The organism is Halomonas sp. AOP43-A1-21 (genome assembly GCF_052376775.1).
GTDB classification, from domain to species: Bacteria; Pseudomonadota; Gammaproteobacteria; order Pseudomonadales; family Halomonadaceae; genus Vreelandella; species Vreelandella colorata.
Genome location: NZ_JBQSWC010000005.1, coordinates 131,531 through 149,389, shown reverse-complemented (window position 1 = coordinate 149,389; position 17,859 = coordinate 131,531). Strand labels below are relative to the sequence as shown.

Annotated in this window: 15 protein-coding genes and 1 tRNA gene; 9 read left to right on the top strand and 7 right to left on the bottom strand. The window is 55.4% G+C overall.

Annotated features, from left to right (window positions below; translation table 11 throughout):
- Window positions 1-771: NAD(P)-dependent oxidoreductase (locus ACT3R7_RS04855; RefSeq protein ID WP_496198849.1), on the top strand; the 771-nt coding region annotated here is incomplete at its 5' end.
- 291 nt (window positions 772-1,062) lie between these two features.
- On the opposite strand, the gene ACT3R7_RS04850 is transcribed toward ACT3R7_RS04855, so the two are convergent.
- A tRNA-Met gene (locus ACT3R7_RS04850) sits at window positions 1,063-1,139 on the bottom strand.
- Window positions 1,140-1,412: 273 nt separating this feature from the next.
- Here ACT3R7_RS04850 and phbB point away from each other — a divergent pair.
- Complete coding sequence (phbB, locus tag ACT3R7_RS04845) at window positions 1,413-2,159, top strand: acetoacetyl-CoA reductase (protein WP_192538739.1); 747 nt, start codon at window positions 1,413-1,415, stop codon at window positions 2,157-2,159.
- Between the two features lie 119 nt (window positions 2,160-2,278).
- On the opposite strand, the gene ACT3R7_RS04840 is transcribed toward phbB, so the two are convergent.
- On the bottom strand, window positions 2,279-5,095 hold the full coding sequence (locus ACT3R7_RS04840) for a DUF349 domain-containing protein (protein ID WP_193090987.1): 2,817 nt from the start codon (window positions 5,093-5,095) through the stop codon (window positions 2,279-2,281).
- Window positions 5,096-5,278: 183 nt separating this feature from the next.
- On the opposite strand from ACT3R7_RS04840, the gene minC reads away from it, so the two are divergent.
- The 3 genes from minC to minE all read left to right on the top strand — a co-directional run bounded on the left by minC (window position 5,279) and on the right by minE (window position 7,252).
- Window positions 5,279-6,034, top strand: coding sequence for a septum site-determining protein MinC (minC, locus tag ACT3R7_RS04835; RefSeq protein ID WP_192538737.1), 756 nt, complete (start codon window positions 5,279-5,281; stop codon window positions 6,032-6,034).
- A 151-nt stretch (window positions 6,035-6,185) separates the two neighbouring features.
- On the top strand, window positions 6,186-7,004 hold the full coding sequence (gene minD, locus ACT3R7_RS04830) for a septum site-determining protein MinD (protein ID WP_192538736.1): 819 nt from the start codon (window positions 6,186-6,188) through the stop codon (window positions 7,002-7,004).
- Entirely contained in the window at window positions 7,001-7,252 is a 252-nt protein-coding gene (gene minE / locus ACT3R7_RS04825; protein ID WP_018918334.1) for a cell division topological specificity factor MinE, read from the top strand. Before minD ends, minE begins: the two co-directional genes overlap by 4 nt.
- On the opposite strand, the gene ACT3R7_RS04820 is transcribed toward minE, so the two are convergent.
- Window positions 7,242-7,400: a hypothetical protein gene (locus ACT3R7_RS04820; RefSeq protein ID WP_496198848.1), complete on the bottom strand. Its 159-nt coding sequence runs from the start codon at window positions 7,398-7,400 to the stop codon at window positions 7,242-7,244. The two genes, minE and ACT3R7_RS04820, sit on opposite strands and share 11 nt — an antisense overlap.
- On the opposite strand from ACT3R7_RS04820, the gene sbcB reads away from it, so the two are divergent.
- A complete protein-coding gene (gene sbcB / locus ACT3R7_RS04815) occupies window positions 7,399-8,892 on the top strand; it encodes an exodeoxyribonuclease I (RefSeq protein ID WP_193090988.1) in 1,494 nt (497 codons plus the stop codon). The two genes, ACT3R7_RS04820 and sbcB, sit on opposite strands and share 2 nt — an antisense overlap.
- Window positions 8,893-8,906: 14 nt before the next feature.
- Here sbcB and ACT3R7_RS04810 read toward each other — a convergent pair whose 3' ends face one another.
- The gene (locus ACT3R7_RS04810) at window positions 8,907-11,759 is read right to left on the bottom strand and encodes an insulinase family protein (RefSeq protein ID WP_193090989.1); all 2,853 of its coding nucleotides are present in this window, start codon (window positions 11,757-11,759) and stop codon (window positions 8,907-8,909) included.
- Complete coding sequence (locus ACT3R7_RS04805; protein ID WP_192538733.1) at window positions 11,759-12,445, bottom strand: SOS response-associated peptidase; 687 nt, start codon at window positions 12,443-12,445, stop codon at window positions 11,759-11,761. Before ACT3R7_RS04805 ends, ACT3R7_RS04810 begins: the two co-directional genes overlap by 1 nt.
- Before the next feature lie 189 nt (window positions 12,446-12,634).
- On the opposite strand from ACT3R7_RS04805, the gene ACT3R7_RS04800 reads away from it, so the two are divergent.
- Together ACT3R7_RS04800 and ACT3R7_RS04795 are read left to right on the top strand one after the other, a co-directional pair.
- Window positions 12,635-13,249, top strand: a complete 615-nt coding sequence (locus ACT3R7_RS04800) for a TetR/AcrR family transcriptional regulator (protein ID WP_193090990.1) — start codon at window positions 12,635-12,637, stop codon at window positions 13,247-13,249.
- Window positions 13,250-13,257: 8 nt separating this feature from the next.
- Complete coding sequence (locus ACT3R7_RS04795) at window positions 13,258-13,908, top strand: 1-acyl-sn-glycerol-3-phosphate acyltransferase (RefSeq protein ID WP_193090991.1); 651 nt, start codon at window positions 13,258-13,260, stop codon at window positions 13,906-13,908.
- Between the two features lie 92 nt (window positions 13,909-14,000).
- Here ACT3R7_RS04795 and ACT3R7_RS04790 read toward each other — a convergent pair whose 3' ends face one another.
- Window positions 14,001-15,281, bottom strand: coding sequence for an HlyC/CorC family transporter (locus ACT3R7_RS04790; protein ID WP_192538730.1), 1,281 nt, complete (start codon window positions 15,279-15,281; stop codon window positions 14,001-14,003).
- Between the two features lie 87 nt (window positions 15,282-15,368).
- Window positions 15,369-16,166: a cytochrome C assembly family protein gene (locus ACT3R7_RS04785; RefSeq protein WP_018918327.1), complete on the bottom strand. Its 798-nt coding sequence runs from the start codon at window positions 16,164-16,166 to the stop codon at window positions 15,369-15,371.
- Window positions 16,167-16,377: 211 nt separating this feature from the next.
- Between ACT3R7_RS04785 and ffh the strand changes: the two genes are divergently transcribed.
- Window positions 16,378-17,805: a signal recognition particle protein gene (ffh, locus tag ACT3R7_RS04780; RefSeq protein WP_193090992.1), complete on the top strand. Its 1,428-nt coding sequence runs from the start codon at window positions 16,378-16,380 to the stop codon at window positions 17,803-17,805.
- Window positions 17,806-17,859 lie beyond the last annotated feature (54 nt).

The window sequence follows — 17,859 nt, the reverse complement described above, 5'->3', positions numbered from 1 at the left end:
CTAAAGCTAATCGCCCAAACTGGTACAGGCCTTGCGCATATGGATAAAGGCGCAGTGGCCGAAGCGGGGGTTTCGGTTGCAACAACGCCAGGTGGGTCTACCGCGGCGGTGACCGAGATGACCTTTGCGTTTTTGCTTAACCTCACCAAGCGGATCGTTGAGGTGGACCGTCGGATGTCCGCAGGAGAGTGGCCTGTGATCGTTACCAGTAACTTGAGCGGTAAAACCATTGGCCTGATTGGCCTGGGCAAGATTGGTTGTTCAGTGGCGAGAATGGCACAGGCCTTTGGTATGCGCGTTATTGCATGGGGCCCCAGGCTGACTCGAGAGCGAGCCGTTCAGGCGGGAGTGGAGTACGTCTCATTGGAAGACCTGCTTACCCAATCGGATGCTGTTAGTATCCATGTAAGGCTTGTGCCTGAAACTGAGAGTTTACTGACGACGGAACATTTTGAACTCATGAAGCCTAATGCGGTTCTGGTTAACACATCACGTGGGCCCATTATTGACGAGGCTGCGCTCCTTGATGCTTTGCAGCGTAAGAAAATTGGTGGGGCGGGGCTTGATGTTTTCTGCGAAGAGCCGCTGCCGCAACATAATGCCTTTGCAGCATTGGATAATGTCATGACAACGCCGCATATGGCGTGGAAGACTGAAGAAACCTTTTCGCGTTTTCTGAATGGGTCGGTTGATAATGTCCATGCATTTTTTGTAAAGGGAGAGCCGCAAAATATCGTAAGCATTTCCAGTGACAAGAAAAAACAGGAGTAGTGACTGCCCTTTGAGAGTCTCATCGCTAATTTTGGGACGCCTGATGTACCGCTGGGTTGCTTGCGTCCGCCCTGTAAGCCGCCCATGAGGTTTGCCGGGAGCTGAGCTTTAGTGTCAGTAAGGGTATCCGATGTCGAGAGTGAGTGTCACGCACTCGGCATAACGGCTTGGTTGGCTGTGGAATGGTGCTCCGGGGAAGGGGTTTAAGAAAGAAAGTATCTGCTTTAGAAAAATGGTAAGCAAACGGAAAAGAGCCAGGTCAGTAAATAACTGATCTGGCTCTTTAAATATTGGTAGCGGGGACCGGATTTGAACCGATGACCTTCGGGTTATGAGCCCGACGAGCTACCAGACTGCTCCACCCCGCATCAACGTGAGGCGTATTCTACGGGTTTTTTTAGATAAGTCAACCCTCGCTAGAAAACTACTCACATAAGACTGATATTCATACTGCTGCAATATACAAAGAGTAAAGCTATGCTTTCAAAAGCCATAACAAAAAGCTTACTGTCAGTAGGTCGTCTGATAGGTAAAGCGACGTGCTGTTAGTGATACAAGCGCTTAGCGCTTATTCGAAATGGTTTGCGACACCATAACAGTGCTTACAGTCCAAGCCATTTGTCATATCAGGGAGGTAGTCAATGGCCAATCAAGCCCCCGTCGCCTGGGTAACTGGTGGAACTGGTGGAATCGGTACGGCAATTTGCCATTCGTTGGCGGATGCGGGTTATTGGGTGGTAGCGGGGTATAACAATCCCGAAAAAGCCAAAACCTGGCTGGAAACCCAGCAAGCTGCCGGTTATGAAAATATTACAACGTTAGGGGTTGATCTATCTGACCATAATGCATGTCTGGAAGCCGCGCGTGAGATCCACGAAAAATACGGCCCTATCAGCGTGTTGGTTAACTGTGCCGGCATTACCCGCGATGGCACAATGAAGAAGATGGCCTACGATCAGTGGTACCAGGTCATCGATACCAATCTTAACAGCGTCTTTAACACCTGCCGCAGCGTGATCGAGATGATGCTCGAAAACGGCCATGGTCGAATCATCAATATCTCGTCTATTAATGGTCGTAAAGGTCAGTTTGGTCAGGTTAACTACGCAGCCGCTAAGGCGGGCATGCACGGCTTAACCATGTCGCTGGCGCAGGAAACCGCGACCAAAGGCATCACGGTAAACACCATATCGCCGGGCTATATTGCGACCGATATGATTATGCAAATTCCAGAAACGGTACGCGAAGCCATTCGCGAAACGATCCCGGTAAAACGCTATGGTAAGCCTGAGGAAATTGGCCGGTTAGTGTCCTTCCTGGCCGATAAAGAGTCTGGATTTATCACTGGCGCCAATATCGATATCAACGGTGGCCAGTTTATGGGGTAGGCCATCACGCCTATGGATTTACTGGATAAATGCTTTCTCATAAGGAGAGCATGAAAACGGGAGGCCAATGGCCTCCCGTTGCGCTGTTGCTGAAACACGTCGCTGAATTCTACTTCACGCTAGGGTGGGAGAACCCTCGCCAAGTCACTGAGTAAGTTATCTAGCTCCTTTACTTCGCGCTCCCACTGCTCTGCGGATATCGGCCCAAGCGCAAGTAGTGCTGCGAGCACATCGATAATTTCTTCTGGGCGGCTGCGCTCTTGCCGAATCCCTTCATTTAAACGCTCTACCTGGATCGCCAGGCGCAACGGTTCATCGGTCTGGCGTACGCTGCCGCTGGTTAATAAGGCAAGGTGTACCCGCAGGCGGGAAACCGAGTCCGCCAGCGCCGCTTTATCTTCTGCCGATAACGGTAGGGGTGTTGTATGGCGCTGACGATTGCGGGTGTGGTGTGCCTCGATAAATGCAGCGGGGAGCGGCGTGCTGATCACCTCAGTTGCGTTGACGGTTTCTGCGGCTTCCCCGGCCAGATAGCGCTGGTCGGCTGCCAGGTGCGCATTGACGAGCGGCAGGATCAGATGCCACTGCTCAACCGTGTCGGCAATTTCCAGGCGGCTTAAGCGCTCGCGTTTGGCCCGCACGATGCCACTCAAACGTCGCTGCATACCTTCGCTGCGACGGTTTCTTGGCAGCGGTTCAAGTCCGTTGACCTGGCTTAGGAAGTCTTCCAGCACGCTCGCTTCCCGGGCAGTAGTGGGTTGCCAGCTATCCATTTGGTCAATCAGCACCTGCATCGCATCAAGTTGCTGTTGCTGGCGGGCGGCCTGCTCGTTTTTATGTGCATCACGTTGAGCAAATAGCTGATCGCACTCATGCCGAAAAGCTTTCCAAAGCGACTGCTCTGCACCTTTAGGGGCTCTCCCTAACTGGCGCCAGCGTTGCTGTAGCTGCTTGGTTTGGGAAATGCGCTGAGCCAAGGGTTGCTGCTCATCGCTGCGCAAAGCCTTCACTTCTTCAATCAAAGCGTGTTTTTGTGAGGCGATTTGCTCTGCTCGCTGATCGATCAGCGTCTGAAGCTGATGACGAATTTTACCAAACCGCTGGCCTACCGCTTCAGAGCGCTCGCGGGGGACCGGTGAATAGTGACGCCATTGATGACGTGCTTTATCGCGAATTTCACGCAGCACGTCAGGGTCGGCATTCTCGGCCGGTTGAGCAAGCAGGGTTTCAAGCTGTTCGCATAGCTGTTCCCGGGCGCTTAGATTCGCTTCACGCTCCTGGCTAAGCTGATCACGCCACGGACCGAGCCGTTCATGAATACGCTCCGACGCCGCGCGAAAGCGTGTTGACTGTTCGCGGTTGGCCGCTGCATCGCCCAGTGATTTCCACTCTTTTACCAGCTGGCGGTGGTGGCGGTCCAGCGCGGCTTCAGCCATATGCTGGTCATTAGCCAGTGCATCAATACTGGCGCATAGCTGCTCACGCTTTGGCCCAGCAACAAAACCGCGCCAATCGCGTAGTTCGGCCAGGCGCGCACCCAGTTGTTTCAGTCGTGCTTTCAGCGGCTTGGCATCGGCTGTTTTCAAACCTTCAATTTGCGGCTTTAAGCGCTGATGAAGCTGGCTGGCGCTTTTAAAGGCTCCCCGCTCCAGCAGGTGCTCAAAGCTATCAAGCTCCGCTTCAAGCGTGCTTAGCGAGACGGAGGCCTGATGGCTGTCGTCAATTTCTTTTGACTCAGTGGCAAGCGTTGCCTGGGCGCGCTGTATGAGTGCCGGTGGCGTAAGCGTTTCAGGCCAGGCGCACGCTTTTAACAAGCGCTTCATGGCGCTGTAGTCGTTATCCGTCAGGGCCTGCTCAAGCGTGACGCTGATATCCTGCCAGCGGTGCCAGGCGTCCAGGCACTGCTCGTACTGAACGATCGCCTGGGTGTAGCGCTGCCGGGCCAGCTCGCTAGGAGTATGCAAATCAGAAAGCGCTTGCCAGCGCTGGCTAAACAGTTGCCGCTGGGCGCGCAGGCTGTCGATATCCTGCTCGGTGATTTCCGTTGCGTGGTGTAAGCCTTCAAGCGTCTCCTCCAGCCCATCCAGAAGCTGGTTGCGGGTCCGTTCCGCTTCGTCTCGGCGGGCAAGGCTTTGCTGGCGGGCCTGCTCTTGGGTTTCATGATCATGCAAGGTTCTACGACAGCCCAGCATAGCGTGATGAAAACGCTGCTCCTGCTCGGCGCTAGGTGGGTGCGCAAGGCCCTTCCATTCGCGCTCCAAATGGCGCAGTCGGCCACCGTAAAGCGGCTCCCACGGGACACGCGCCTGCTGCTCAAGCTGCTGAAGTAGCTGTTCACGCTGCTGTTGCTGTTGGGCAAGCCACTCTGCATCGGTGCGCTTCTGGCCGAGCTTTTCACGGGCAAGACGCACGACGTGACGGTCACGGCGAGCCTCTTTGAGCAGGCGCTTTAAGCTCTCTTCGTCTTCTATGCGCTCGGCCGCGCGATGGCGCACGGTGGCTACGCCGTTGTGACACGCCTGGGTAATAAGATCGTTATCATCGGTGAGCCGGGCAAGCGCCGTTAGGCGGAGATTAAGATTATCTCCTTGAAGAGCAATCGCATTCAGCAGTCGCGATTCATCTAACTGCTCTACAAGTGCTTGGCGCTGATGAAGGTCGGTATTACCTTCAAGACCACCGAGCCGCTGGCACATGGCATTAAACCATGCCTCTTGCTGGCGGTGATCGGAGTAAGCATCGAACAGGCCTTGTATGTCATCCAGCGCTAATAGAGCCGCCAGGCGGATGTCGCTTTCGCTATCGTGAGCGAGTGCTTGCAGCGCTTCACGCTGCTCTGCCTGGCTCGGGTCCAGGCGTGCGAGGGCCTGTCGACGTACCTCGGGGTCGGGGTGTTGCCACCGAGGAGCGAACAGGCGTCTTAACAGTCCGTACATGGATCATCCTGCGTAGAGGTGCGTGACATAAAAAAATCAGCCATTGTTGAACAGGCGGTTGCAGTCACCGGCGCTGTCGCTTAGCTTTGCCTTACCAGGGTGTAATAGAAATTGATTCTTCACACCGAAAGGCGCCAAATTGCGCTACCTTTATCTTACCTGAACATGACATGGAGTTCGGCTATGAGCCTCAACGCCGATAGTGCCAACGTGGCGTTTACCTTTAAAGGCGGCATGCTGCCGATGACCGTCATGGAGCTAAGTAGCGCCGATCCTGAGCATATCCGGCGGCAGCTGGCCGGTAAACTATCTCAATCTCCGGCATTCTTTCAGCATACACCGGTTGTGCTTAGCGTGGAAAAGCTTGATGAACCCCACTTAGCCCTGGAGCGGATATGCGCCGTTTGTCGGGACCACAAGCTTTTGCCGGTAGCCGTACGCGGTGGCTCAGAGCCGGTGCGTCAATCAGCCTGGGCATTGGGTCTTGGCTGGTTCGCGCCCGTAGAAGAGGGGCGGGCTAGATCGCTTGAGAGCGTTAGCCGAACGCCAGAAATGGCGCCTGTCGCTTCCAGCACGCAGCCTGATGTTGAAAATCTGGAAGCGCCTAGCGCTGCCACGCGCCTGTTTCGCGGTACCGTTCGCTCAGGCCAGCAAGTTAGTGCATCAGACGGGGATTTAGTCGTCATTGGCGCGGTCAATGCGGGCGCTGAGGTATTGGCTGCGGGGAGCATTCATGTTTACGGTGCTTTGCGCGGGCGAGCTTTGGCAGGTATACACGGCAATACTCAGGCGGGTATTTACTGTCGTGAACTTGAAGCCGAGCTGATTTCTGTCGCAGGAAACTATAAACGTCTTGAAGATATTGATTCACAGCTTTTAGGCTGTGCTGCAGAAGTTCATTTTATAAAAGAGCAACTTGAAATTAAGCCGCTAAGTTAATGGCGTAAGCGCGGGGTGTATCCATGCTTAATGCTTAGCGACGCTGCCTTGCCTATCCGTTACAGTATGGCATCCTACATAACATTGACGTTTCCGTTATTCGTTCTGCGTCATGCGCTCGCGATGAACGACTTCAAGAAGGAAGTTAATCTTGGCTAAAATTATTGTTGTGACCTCAGGTAAAGGGGGGGTCGGTAAAACTACCAGCGCTGCGGCAATCTCTACGGGGCTTGCGCTGCGCGGTAAAAAAACCGTAGTTATCGATTTTGATGTGGGGCTGCGTAACCTTGACCTGATCATGGGCTGCGAGCGCCGGGTGGTATATGACCTGGTGAATGTTATCCAGGGGGAAGCAGGCCTCAATCAGGCGCTGATCCGTGATAAGCGCGTTGAGAATTTATATATTTTGCCCGCCTCACAAACCCGCGATAAAGATGCGCTGACCCAGGAAGGGGTGGCGGAAATACTGGACAAGCTCAAAGAAGAGTTCGATTTTATTATCTGTGATTCACCTGCCGGTATTGAGCGTGGTGCGCAGCTTGCCATGTATTTTGCCGACGAAGCGATTGTAGTAACCAATCCTGAAGTCTCCTCGGTGCGTGACTCTGACCGTATCTTGGGACTTTTAGCATCAAAAACCCGGCGTGCTGAGCAAGGCGGCGATCCGATTAAAGAGCATTTGCTCGTTACCCGCTACAACCCCGAGCGCGTGACTACGGGCGATATGCTTACCCTTGAAGATATTCGTGAAATTTTAGCGGTTCATCTGTTGGGCCTTATTCCTGAGTCTGAAGCTGTGCTTCGTGCCTCTAACCAAGGTGTGCCGGTCACTCATGATGCATCAAGCGATGCAGGCCAGGCGTATAGCGATACGGTGTCGCGTCTGCTGGGTGAAGAGATTCCGTTACGTTTTCATGAAGTGCAGCGTAAGAGCCTGCTCAGCCGCATGTTTGGAGGTAACCGTCGATGAAACTACTGGAGTTCTTGAAGCGCGAGCGCAAGAAATCCGCCTCGGTGGCCAAAGAACGGTTACAAATCATCGTGGCGCATCAGCGCAGCCAACGTGGTCAACCTGACTACATGCCGTTGCTTGAGCGCGAACTATTAGAAGTTATCCGTCGCTATGTGCATGTAGACGATAACGCTATCCAGATTTCTTTGGATAGCGAAGATAACTGCTCGGTGCTTGAGCTGAACGTAACGTTGCCTAAAAGCTAAGAGCAATCCTGTCGAGAAGAGTCAGCGCCGTGATAGGGGCGAAGGGCGAGATAGGTTTGGTGAGATAGGTTTGGCGAAATAGGTTAGCGGCGAGATAGGCAAACGGTGTGCTAGGCTTGGTGTTTTGCCCTGCGGAGTGCTTGTTCATGGCGCCATCCAATGCCGCCCCTGCCAGTTTTTTGTGGCATGACTATGAAACGTTCGGGGCCGATCCACGCCGAGATCGGCCTGCCCAATTTGCTGCGCTGCGTACCGACGCGGACTTAAACGAGATTGGCGAGCCGGTCGAGCTTTACTGTAAGCCGGCAGACGACTATCTGCCGCACCCTGCCGCCTGCCTGATTACCGGTATTACTCCGCAAAAAGCCCAGCGCCACGGCTTGCCTGAAGCGCAGTTCGCCAGTGAAGTGCAGCGCCATATGAGCGAGCCAGGCACCTGTGTCGCGGGCTATAACAGCCTGCGCTTTGATGACGAAGTCTCCCGCCATCTGTTCTATCGTAACCTGATCGATCCTTACGCTCGCGAGTGGCAAAACGGCAATTCCCGCTGGGACTTGATTGATGTCGTGCGGGCGTTTTACGCACTGCGCCCGGACGGCATCGAGTGGCCCCTGCGCGAAGATGGCGCGCCAAGCTTTAAGCTTGAGCACTTGACCAAAGCCAATGGTATTGACCACGAAGGCGCCCACGACGCGGTAGCCGACGTGCGGGCCACTATTGCCCTGGCTCGACTGCTCAAGGAGCGTAATCCCAAGCTGTTTGATTACCTGCTTGGCCTGCGTGGCAAGCGCGCGGTTGCCCAACAGCTAGACCTGCCTAACGCCAAGCCGCTTCTGCATATCTCACGCCGCTACCCGGCCAGCCGTGGTTGCAGTGCCCTGGTGATGCCGCTGGCTGAACATCCCACCAACCCCAATGGGATGATCGTTTACGATTTAAGCGTTGACCCTGGTGATCTTCTAACGCTCAGCGCTGAAGAGATCCGCGAGCGCGTTTTTGTCAGCCAGCAGGATCTGTCGGAAGGCGAGGCGCGTATTCCGCTGAAAGTCATCCATATCAATCGCTGCCCGGTTATCTTTCCGGCCAGCGTGCTTAAAGATATTGATGGGCCGCAAAAGGGGTCTTACGGCGCGATTGTTGAGCGCCTGGGCTTGGATATTGTTACCTGTCGCCAGCACTGGAAAACCCTACGCAGCGCCCAGGGCGTGGCGCAGAAAGTCGCCGATGTATTTAAAGCAGGTTTTGATGAGCCGGTTCAAGACCCTGATTTAATGCTTTATTCAGGCAGCTTCTTTTCCGCCGCTGACCGTCAGCAGATGGAGCGGGTGCGCGAAATGGATCCCTGGGACTTAGTCGGGCAGCGGTTTGCCTTTCAGGACCCGCGCCTGGAAGAAATGCTGTTCCGCTATCGGGCGCGTAGCTACCCCGATACGTTGGAAGGTGAGGAGCGCGAGCAGTGGGAAGCGTTTCGCTGGATGCGTATCAACGATCCGGCCATTTCAGGATTTACGCTTAAAGCGTTTGCCCGGGAAATTGAGCGCTATAACCAGCAAACGCTCAGCGACCGTGAGCGGCAGGTGCTGGAGGAGCTGGTAATGTTCGTCGAGGCGATGATGCCCGCCCAGGCCTTTGATGCCTGAGCGGGTCATGTGGCTTACGGCTGGCTTTGTTTGCTAAACGGCGTTAACGCTTCACGATAGGGTGTCACGTCGCTGGGTGTATCGCCTGGGTTGAAGCGTACATCCAGCTGGTGGGTAAGCAGCTCAGGCCATGCGGCCTGTATATCGGCTGGGCTTACCTCAAGTGCCAGATTGGCCAGCTCCTCGCGGCGATCAAAGCGGATTTCATCCAGCGCGGTGGCCTGCCAGTATCGGCTGGCCATACCGCTCAGGCTGGTATCGCGCTGTTTGAGCCGGTCATGAACCGCCTGACGGTAAGGGGCGAGTGTCTCATCGTCTAGCTGCTCAAGCTGTTGGCTGGCGTCATCCAAAAACGTATCCATATGCTCAGCCACGGTTTCGCTGTCCACATCGGGCGATTGAACGAGCAGCGCAATACCAGGCGCTTCAAGCAGCGGCGAATAACCGGCATTGACGATATAGCCTAGCTGCTCCTCGGTACGCAGCTTCTGATAAAACGGCGTTTCCAGCCATTGCGCAATCACGCTGGTGACTGCCTGCTCCTTGGCGGTTTGGTTGCGGGCCTGTAAATAGCGCAACACCAACGACTCTTCACGCGTGCTGTGGGGGCGAAGCACGCTGGGCGTCTCGCTGACAGCCTGTGGCGTTAGCTTAGGAATATCGTCACGGGTTAAGCGCGGGCGTAGCTTGTTACGCATTATGTCGGCCTGCTCGCGGGCCAGGTCTGCATCCAGGTTGCCGACCGCCATGGCGTCAGCATAAAGCCCGCCTAAAAAGCGCTTGCGGAAGTTTTCCAGATGGCTGCGTTCCAGGCGCTGACTGGCAGCAAGAAGCTCGGTAGTCGACCATTGAGGGGCTAGCAGCGCCTCACCTAGCGTGCGGCTGGCCTGGCCTGGAAGTGATGACTGCGGCGCATTGCGCCATTCCCGCTGCAGCTGATAGCGTACGCGCTCAAAGGTGCTGTCGCTGATTTCGGCCATTTTAAGCTGATCAATGGCTTGCTCAATGAGCGGCGTCTGGCCATCACGCCAGCCTGAGAACGAAAGCGTCATGCCGCGCGCATGCGGATAGGCGCTAAACGCTTGGCCCGCCAGCCACGCCGGATACAGTGACTCATTGAGGCTGTCGTTTAACCACCCGGCCAGCAGTTGAGTCAGCACCACTTCTTCAGGTGAGTAGCTGGCGTCCGGGTATTGCAGGCTCAGGCGCCACTCAACGCTTGGCGTATTGAACCGGGCATCCTGCATATGCCACGCGTGAAACGAGGGTGTATCGATTAGTATGCTGGGGCGCTCATCCTGACCTTCCAGGAGCGTCAGGTCGCTGGCAATAAACGGATTCGGCTCAGGGAGTGTCAGTTCACCCAGTACCTGGCCTGCCTGGGAAGGCTGCTGCTCCCGCCACTGGGTATTGAACCAAGGCGACGCGGTGTCACTTTCAATGTCCGGTGCGGAATAAAAGCGCAGCATGTTGTCAGGCGTTAACGCATCTAGATACACCTCTTGGCGTTCAGCGTCCGGCGCATCCATTCGGTAGGCGGCGTACTGTACATCTTCCACCGGATGGCGGGACAGGCTCATTGAAAGACGAGTGGCTTCCTGCTGCGGCGCACCGTGCTGCTGAAAACGAAAGGCCTGCTCGCGAAGGTCGCGTTGCTCGGCGTAGCGCCAGTCGGCGAGCCCCTTGGTACGGATCTTCTCAATGGCGGCAAACAGCGTGGTTTGAATATCATCCAGCCGCTCAGCCCCTGCAGGCGTTAAGCTGATGGATACGGTAAATAAAGCATTCTCGCCATCGCCTCGGCCAACGCCTGCCGACAGTCCATCGGCCAAGCCTGCATCGCGCAGTACGGCTAAAAGACTGCCGTCGCCCTCATCACCTAACAGGTGTGAAATCACCTGGGTGGGTTTGGTGCGATACTCATCGGTGGGATCGGGGATCGGAAAGTAAAAACGCAGCTGGCGACGGTCCTGCAGCGATTGACGCTCGATATAGCGCGGCAGAGTGGACGCATCTACCAGTGGCGCATCAATCGCCGGAACGCTGAGGTCATTGTCGGGGATATCGGCAAAGCGTTCTGCCACCCAGTCTTCGAGAGTATCCAGCGGCTGTGGGGCAACCACGGCCAGGTTCATAACGTTGGCATCGTAATGCTGATGGTAAAAGTCCATCACCCGCTCGCGCAGCGTCGCCTCGCCTTCAGGCGGGTTGGCGAGGGTTTCGCGGCTGCCTACGGCAAAGCTGGTGGTGGCGTTGTCAGGATTCAATAGCTGATTGAGCACGTCGTTTTCACGGCGTGACTCATCGCGAATACGCGCCATGTATTCCGAGTGAACAATATTGCGCTCGCTCGCCAGGTGATCGGCATTAAACAGCGGCGATAAGAAAAACTCGCTAAACCGGTCAAGTGCTTCCGGCAGGGCTGACGGCTCGATATCAAAAAAGTAGTTGGTGTCCTGCTGGGCGGTAAAAGCGTTGTGAGAGCCCGCATGGTCTGAAATAAACCGCTGATAGGCATCTGAAGCGGGGTAGGGCTCAGTGCCCAAGAACAGCATATGCTCAAGAAAGTGAGCAAGCCCCATTAGGTCGTCCGGATCCTGAGCGCTGCCCACTCGAACGTTCATTGAGGCCGCGGCCTTGTCGGCTTCCGGGTCGCTTACCAGCAAAACGTTTAAGCCATTCTCAAGGGTCAATACGCGATAGTCGCGGCTATCGAAAGGGCTGGTGGTGGGTGTTACCACTTCGTCGACCGGATGATCGCTTGCCGCCAGTAAGTGGGGGGAGAACCATAAAGCGCCTAGCATCACAATCAAGCTAATACGCGGATAGGGCACGCGTTCGGGGACTATACTCATCGGCTGTAACATTATGGCTCCTGTGCGGTGGCCCACTGCAGCATTGGCCCTATGGGGTGGGCGCAGACCGCAGATTGATAGGCAGGATTATTAACATGCTTTGATACCGGAAAAGCGCCCAACAGTTCCAAAGGCGCGGGCATTAATAATTCTTTGACGGTGTCGAGAAGGCTGTCTGGGTCAAGCCATGTGTCTAGAGCATGAGGCGGAATAACCACCGGCAGACGGTCGCTCAATGGTGCAAGACACGCATTGGCGGGCACGCTAATCAGCGCGGTTGAGTCGGTAAACGCGCTAAGCGTTGTATGATAACGACACCATAATGCCCCCAGCAGCAGGGGCGCACGGGTTACGTGAGTGACCAAATAGGGCTGTTTGCTTCGCGGCAGCGCTTTCCAGATATAAAAACCGCTTACCGGAATAACGCAGCGCCTGGCCTGAAAAGCCTCATAAAACATGGCCTTTGAGCTAAGGGTCTCGGCCCTGGCGCAGTGGGGAGCGTGATCCAGCACCGTCAGCCACGGCGGCGTAAGCCCCCAGAACAGCGACTCAAGCTGATACTCACCTTGCGCTAAACGAATAGCCGAAACCGGCTGGCGCGGCGCCAGATTGGGCGATTCCACAAGCGCTGAGTGCGCCTTAAGCGAGGGCAAAAGACGCGTAAGCGCTAAGTTTTGCACGTGTAGGCGTCCCGTCATGCCTTTCTCCTTAAGCCAAATCGACGCAATCATGTCATGGGAGAGCGAAAGACGCATAAGAATGCAGTAAATGTAATGTTTTAGTGTCGAAAACAGTGTTCGATGTAAGGTATCCTATATTACCCCTTGCTCACGCTAAAGCGCGGTGAGGCATTCTTATTTGTTTGCCGTTGACCTGAAGAGATCGCCATGGCCCGTCCTAGACAGCATGCGCCCGATGCCCTCCATGCGCAGGTCATGAACGTTTGTGATGAGTGGTTGGCTGAAAAGCCAGTCCATGGTTTGTCACTGCGTGCCCTGGCTAGAGAGGTTGGCTGCGCACCCAGTACGCTGCTCAAACTGTATGGCAGCTTTAACAACTTACTGCAGAACGTCAACGTTGAAACGTTGGCAGGATTGCAGCATACCATTACGTCATTAGCCGAGGACGCCCCCGAGCCGTGGCTGCGTTCGCTTGCTCATGCGTACTGGCATTTCGCCGAGCAGGACTGTTACCGCTGGCAGCTTTTGTTTGATTACCCCTTGGCTCAGGAGGGTGAGCTGGATCAGCGTCAAGGCGCTTTGATTGAAGCGCTGTTTACTCAGGTTGAGTCTGCCCTTAAAAAGTATCAGCCCACGCTTGATGATTTAGAGGCGCGCCGTTTAGGACGCACCCTATGGGGTAGTGTGCACGGACTTGTACAGCTAGGCTTAAATGAGCGGCTAGGTTATTGGCAAGGGCAGCAGCTCAAAGTGGATGAATTACTTGATCAGTTAGTAAGCACCGTACTGGCAGGGCTCCGGCATCGGGGGCCTGCAGCGTGAGATGTTGGATGAACGGTGTTCGCCAGGTATTACGTAGCCTGATCTATCTGGCTATGCGCCTGTGCTACCGTTTGCATGTTCATGGACGCTACCACCTGCCCAGGCAGGGTGGCGCGCTCGTGGTGTGTAATCACGTAAGCTTTATGGACGCTTTGGTGTTGGGCGGCGGCAGCCCTCGGCCGCTTCGGTTCGTCATGGATCAGCCGATTTTCGATTCGCCTTGGCTCAAGTGGTGGTTTCAGCTGGTTGGCGCCATTCCCATTGAATCTGAGCGGCGTAGCCCCGGCGCCTTGCGGCGTACGCTGGATGAAATCAGCCGGGCGCTACATCGTGGCGAAGTGGTCATGGTATTTCCGGAAGGGCGGTTAACCCCCGACGGTGAAATTCATACCTTTCGACGTGGCCTGGAAACCATTTTGGCGCGCGATAACGTGCCTGTGATTCCGGCAGGGCTTGCCGGGCTTTGGGGGTCATGGACATCTCACTACAATGGTAAAGCGCTTAAGAAGTGGCCAAGCCGCTTTCGGGCGCCGGTTAGCCTGCATTTCGGCCCACCGATTAATGCCCAGGAAGTCAATGACGTGGCGCTACGCAGCTATCTGGAAGCGCGAGTAAGAGTGCTTAAAGCGGCCGCCGATAAAGATCTTGGTCACCGCTAATCGGCTCTTTAAATTGCTCTTTTCGAGCGCTCTCTAGCGCTACTTCTTTATAGAGCTGTTTCTGCCTAGAAGTATCTTTTCTTTTCCAAGCGCTATCCGCCACGCCGGGGCAGGCGAACTTTTTGCCAGCAGCGGGCCGATGTAATCAAATTGTCGCGAATCTCCAGGATTTCCATGCGGGTATTGCCAATCTGTAGGCTGGCAGGGCCTTCTGGAAACGCCTCCAAGTGTTCCAATATCAGTCCGTTTAGCGTCTTGGGGCCATCGGTTGGCAAGTGCCAGCCAAGCATCTTGTTGATTTCACGGATATTGGCCGTGCCTTCAATTACATGACTGCCATCATCCTGCTGATGAATCTCTTCGTCTTCAGATACATCCGTGGTGAACTCGCCCACAATCTCTTCCAGAATATCTTCAAGGGTGACTAGCCCTTCGACATCGCCATACTCGTCTACCACCACACCAATGCGGCGTTTCTGCTTTTGGAAGTTAAGCAGCTGGGTATGTAGCGGAGTGGATTCGGGAATAAAGTAGGGTTCGCGGGCTTCTTGCACGATCGCTGCTTTGGTGACTTCGCTGCGCGATAAAAACCGCGCGGCATTGCGTAAGTGCAGCATGCCGATGATGTTATTGATATCGCCTTTATAAACCGGCAGGCGGGTATGCTGGCTGGTGCGAATCTGAGTCAGAATATCTTCCAGCGAGTCGTCTAAATCGATCCCCAGCACCTCGTGGCGCGGCACCATGATGTCGTTTACCGTGACGTTCTCAAGATCCAGAATCGACAGCAGCATGGCGCGGTGACGGTAAGGAATCAGCGTGCCCGCTTCATGCACCACGGTGCGCAGCTCATCGCGAGTCAGGCTGTCACCACCGTTCTCCACGCTTTTCACGCCGAGTATTCGCAGCAACCCGTTGGAGATCATGTTGACCAGCCACACCAGAGGATACAGCAGCTTTAGCAGCGGCTCTAGCGCCATTGAGGTTGGGTAGGCAATGCGTTCAGGTTTGATCGCCGCGTAGGTCTTGGGCGTGACTTCGGCAAAAATCAAAATGGTAATGGTTAAAAGCGCGGTAGAAATCGCCGGGCCCGAGACGTCGCCGAAGAAATGGATGGCAATAATAGTGGCAATGGACGCCGCCAGGTTATTGACGAAGTTATTACCAATCAGAATGACGCCGATGAGGCGGTCGGGCCGGGTAAGCAGGCGCATGACCCGTTTGGCGCGCCGGTCACCGCTGTTGGCCTGATGGCTCAGGCGGTAGCGGTTGATCGACATCATGCCGGTTTCAGAGCTGGAGAAGAAGGCAGACAGTACTATCAGTAAGCCTAGTAGGCCGAACAGTAACCCCAGAGGGAAGTCGTCGCTCAAGTCGAAAGTTCCTTTATGACGTATTAGGCTCGATTTGTAGAAGGTAGGGGATGGTGTGTCAAGACAACCATGGCCGCCTAAGTCTGCCTAGCGATTAAGCAGTATTTCAAGTACAAACTTGCTGCCAAAGTAGGCCAGTACCAATAGCGTGCAGCCACCCAGCGTCCAGCGTACCGCACGCATGCCTCGCCAGCCAAAACGATAGCGGCCAATAAGTAGTGTGGTAAAGATTATCCACGCCCCCAACGATAATACGGTTTTATGTAATAAGTGCTGGGCAAAAATATTATCTAAAAAGATAAAGCCGCTAATGATGGAGAGGGTAAGCAGCAAAATACCTGCCCACACCAGCTCAAACAGCACGCGCTCCATGGTGGTTAATGGCGGAAGTGACTGCACGATACCGCGAATATGATGATGGCGCAGCGCCTGATTCTGCAGGCCTACGAGTATCGCCTGCACTGCCGCAATGGCCAGCATGGCAAAGGCCAGTGCCGAGCTAATAGCATGTAGCAGAATGCCCGGTGTGAGGCCTGCATGGCTGCCGTGGCTGGGGAGCCAAGTAGCGGTAATCAGCGCGACACCGGCGAGCGGAAATAAAACAATGCTGACGTTAAGGACCGGCTTGAAAAGGCTGGCTATCAGCAGCACGTTAACCGCGACGGCCATAAATAGCGTCGCGCTGGTGGTGAACCCCGGCAGTAAACCGGGCGCCTGATTCACAAGCTGCACGACCACCGGAATGTGCAGCAGTAGCCCCAAGGCACCGAGAAGGCGCACCATACCCTGGCGGGGCGGTACGCGGCGAAAAAGAGTCATGCCCTGCCAGATAGCAGCGGCGACATAAAATACAAAAGCGATCGTGGCGAGAGGCAGCGCCTGCATGATGCTATCCGTGCGCGCGTTTCGCGCGTTGCAGTGAAAAACAGTCGAACTAAAGTGTACTGACTACTATAACCAATCGAAACCGTATCGCACAGCCATCGTTAGTCGGCGCTGACAGCCATGGAGACTCAGGGCATGAGCGCGTATAATCCATGTACATCAGTCTAGGGCCGTAGGTGCCCGGCGACAGCGACGGAGGCAGAGAGGCCCCATGTTCCAGAATCTCAGTGAGCGTCTTTCCCAGACGTTGAAGTCGATCAAAGGTCAGGCACGCCTGACCGACGACAATATTAAAGACACCCTGCGCGAAGTACGCAAAGCGCTGCTCGAAGCTGACGTGGCGCTGCCGGTCGTCAAAGCCTTTATCGAGCGTGTGCGCGAGCGGGCGGTTGGCCAGGAAGTGTCCAAAAGCCTGTCACCGGGCCAGCAGTTCGTCAAAATCGTCCAGCAGGAGCTGGAAGCTATTATGGGCGAGGCCAATGAAGGCCTGACCCTGAAAGGCTCCCCGGCGGTCGTGCTGATGGCCGGTTTGCAGGGGGCGGGTAAAACTACCTCGGTTGCCAAACTGGCCCGCTACCTACGCGAGCGCGAGAAGAAAAAGGTTCTTGTAGTCTCGGCCGACGTCTATCGTCCGGCGGCCATTGATCAGTTGGAGACGCTGGCCAAAGAGGTTGAAGTCGACTTCTTCCCGTCACGCTCTGACCAGAAGCCGGTTGATATTGCCGAAGCGGCGATCAAGCACGCCAAAATCCAGTTCCACGATGTGGTGCTGGTGGATACCGCTGGTCGTTTGGCGATTGATGAAGCCATGATGGCGGAGATCCAGGCGCTGCATAAGGCGATCTCACCGCAAGAGACGCTGTTTGTCGTCGATGCGATGACCGGCCAGGATGCGGTTAATACCGCAAAAGCGTTCCACGATGCGTTGCCACTAACCGGGGTGATTCTCACCAAGGCCGACGGTGATGCGCGTGGTGGTGCGGCGCTGTCCGTGCGCCATATTACCGGCAAACCCATCAAGTTTATGGGGGTGGGCGAGAAAGTCGACGCCCTGGAGCCTTTCCACCCGGATCGTGTTGCATCACGCATCCTCGGTATGGGCGACATGCTGTCGCTGATCGAGGAAGCCGAGCGCACGGTCGATAAAGACAAAGCCGCCAAGCTTGCCAGCAAGGTCAAAAAAGGCGATGGCTTTGATCTGGAAGACTTCCGTGACCAGCTCCAGCAGCTCAAAAAGATGGGCGGCATGGGTGGTCTTCTGGGCAAGCTGCCCGGCATGGGGCAAATGGCGGAAATGGCCCAAGGCCCCGGTCCTGAAAAGGAGCTGGGTAAGCTTGAAGCGCTGATCAACTCCATGACCCCCAAAGAGCGCCGCACGCCGGATCTGATCAATGGCTCGCGCAAGCGCCGGATCGCGGCGGGTGCTGGCCTGCAGGTGCCGGATCTGAACCGTCTGCTCAAGCAACATAAGCAGATGCAGAAGATGATGAAGAAAGCGGGCAAGAAAGGCGGAATGCAGAAGATGATGCGCGGCATGTCTGGCATGATGGGCGGCGGTGGTGGTCCCGGCGGCCCGGGTGGAATGGGCGGTATGGGTGGCGGCGGTATGGGTGGTCCCGGTGGCCTACCCTGGCGCTAAGCACATTAGTTTAGGCGCTGCGGCGATGTTGGTAAGGTTGACGGCCTGTGAGTT